The organism is Actinomadura sp. NPDC048394, from assembly GCF_040651755.1.
In the GTDB taxonomy this organism is placed as follows: domain Bacteria; phylum Actinomycetota; class Actinomycetes; order Streptosporangiales; family Streptosporangiaceae; genus Spirillospora; species Spirillospora montaniterrae.
On record NZ_JBEZJL010000174.1, the window covers coordinates 1 to 2,325 of the forward strand.

The following is a 2,325-nucleotide window of genomic DNA, read 5'->3' on the forward strand; positions in this document are numbered from 1 at the left end:
CTACGCGATGGACTTCGTCCACCCTTGACTTTGGAGCCTCTGCGGCCCCTAGGCAGGTGATGGGGGCAGGCTCCGCCTGCCCCGCCCCGGGTCGCGCCGCCCCCACCGTCGCCCACGTAAGGGAAGACGGAGCGATTCACTAAATGGCCCTTCCTCGAGGAGGAGCCGCTCCAAAATTAATAGGTATACCTAGCCATACCTATCGCCCCAGCAACAAAAATAACACCCCTTTCCGAAGCGAACACCCCCTCCCATTCGATATACTTAACCCATGCATTCGGTCACGGTCGATCTCAACGCGGCGTCCACCATGGAATTGGTGAACGCCGCTGCGATGATCGCCACCGAACTGGCCGCCCGAGAGGCTCCCGAGTCAGCGGCCACATGCCTAGAACTGACCGAGACTCTTGCTGCCGCGTCGGATATGCAGGAAAGCGCGCTCGCCGGATTCATCGGCCGAGTCGACGCCACCGGAGAACAAGCCCGCTGGGGCTATCCCTCCACCCGCGCCTGGCTCCGGTCCCGCCTCGGCATGCGCGAAAGCCGCGCCAAAGAGCGCCTCACCCTGGCCCGCCAGCGGCACCGCCTGCCCCAAGTAGCGAAGCGACTGGCGGCCGGTGAACTGTCCTTCGGCTACGCCACCACCATCACCGACGCCGTGGCCCGGCTGGACGATACCGACTGCGCCGAGGCAGAAGCCACACTCCTTGGCTTCGTCGACCAAGGCTTCTCCGCCGGGAAGGTCGCCACGTTCGGCCACCGCATCCGCGACCTCATCGCCGAACGCGACGACACCGAGGACGCCCCCGACGAGGACACCAAGCGCGGCTACGCCAAGTCCTGGCTCACCACCACCCGTTCACTCGACGGCGGTCGGTACGTCAAAGGCTGGCTGAACCACGAAGACGCCGCCATCTGGGACGGCACCCTCGCCCCGCTGGCCAAGCCGGCCGGACCCGACGACCGCCGCGACGTGGCCGAGCGAACGGCAGCGGCGCTGTCCAGCGTCCTGTCGGGCGGACATAAGGCCACCAAGGTCACCGTGATTTGCGACCTGGAGACACTGACCGGTGGCAATGCCCCGGCCCGCCTGACCGACGGCACCCCGATCCCCGCGCCGCAGGCGCGCCGCATCGCCCTCGCCGCCGGAGTCTCACCCCTCCTCCTCGGACGCGGAAACACCCCGCTCTACCTGGGCCACCGGGAACGCTTCGCCTCCGCAGCCCAACGCCAAGTGCTCGAGACCCTCTACCCGTCATGTGCGGTACGGGAATGCGAGATCCCGGGCACGCTGTGCGAAGTGGACCACGTCAACGGCTGGGCACTCGGACACTCACCCACCGACATCGACCAGCTCGCCCTCACCTGCGGATGGCACAACCGCTTCAAACACACCCGCCCCGACCAGATCCAGATCACCAAAGACCGAGACGGGCGCTACGTCTACCGGCTGCTACCACCAGCCGACGCCCGAGCCGCAACCAGTACCGGACCACCGGGCGGCAACGGCCCACCATCCAGTTTCGACTGGGCCGCCTGATCAGCACACCACCCGACACCGCCACACCGGGTACACGCACGCCCGCGCCATCGCGCGGGCGTGCAGGCATGCGGGCAGGCCCCCACGTGGTCCCCATATGCCGTTGCTGCCAACTCGCATCAGCACCCACAGGTCTTTCTCGAAAGGCGCACCGCCGCCGTAGCGAAGAATCGGGTTCGCCGATAGAGCCTGCTACGGCCACTCCGGCTATTCTTCACCCATGGAGCAGGATCGTCCCCTCATTCGCGATGTCTTCCCAGACCTCATCGCCGAACTGACCGACCTCCTTGAGGACGAAGGAGAACGCGAGCTGGCCATCTGCGCGTGGGATCTGCGACTGGTCGACGAGTGCGGCTGCGGCGATGACTTTTGCCAGAGCATCCATACGGCGGAACATCCAGAGGGGCAACGGTACGGCCCGGGCTATCGGTGCGTCCCTCTCTCGCCCTCGAAAGGCATGCTGATCTTGGACGTCGTGGACGGTCGGATCATGTACATCGAGATCCTTTATCGCCCACCCATGCACCGCCGGAACGCGAAATCGTAACGTCGCCAAGCGGGATCCACGTGATACCAAGTGCGGGCTGCTCGACCCGCTCCCGACCTCCCTCCATCTTCCCTTACGTGGGCGACGGTGGGGGCGGCGCGACCCGGGGCGGGGCAGGCGGAGCCTGCCCCCATCACCTGCCCAGGGGCCGCAGAGGCTCCAAAGTCAAGGGTGGACGAAGTCCATCGCGTAGCGACGCCGAAGGCGCCCTTGACTTTGGAGGGGCGGCCCCGTACGC

Annotated in this window: 2 protein-coding genes; both read left to right on the top strand. The window is 66.5% G+C overall.

The window, feature by feature from the left end:
- The first annotated feature begins 271 nt into the window (after positions 1–271).
- Positions 272–1,540: a DUF222 domain-containing protein gene (locus tag AB0C78_RS50645; RefSeq protein WP_360763004.1), complete on the top strand. Its 1,269-nt coding sequence runs from the start codon at positions 272–274 to the stop codon at positions 1,538–1,540.
- Positions 1,541–1,760: 220 nt separating this feature from the next.
- Positions 1,761–2,087, top strand: coding sequence for a hypothetical protein (locus tag AB0C78_RS50650; RefSeq protein WP_360763008.1), 327 nt, complete (start codon positions 1,761–1,763; stop codon positions 2,085–2,087).
- Positions 2,088–2,325: the final 238 nt, after the last annotated feature.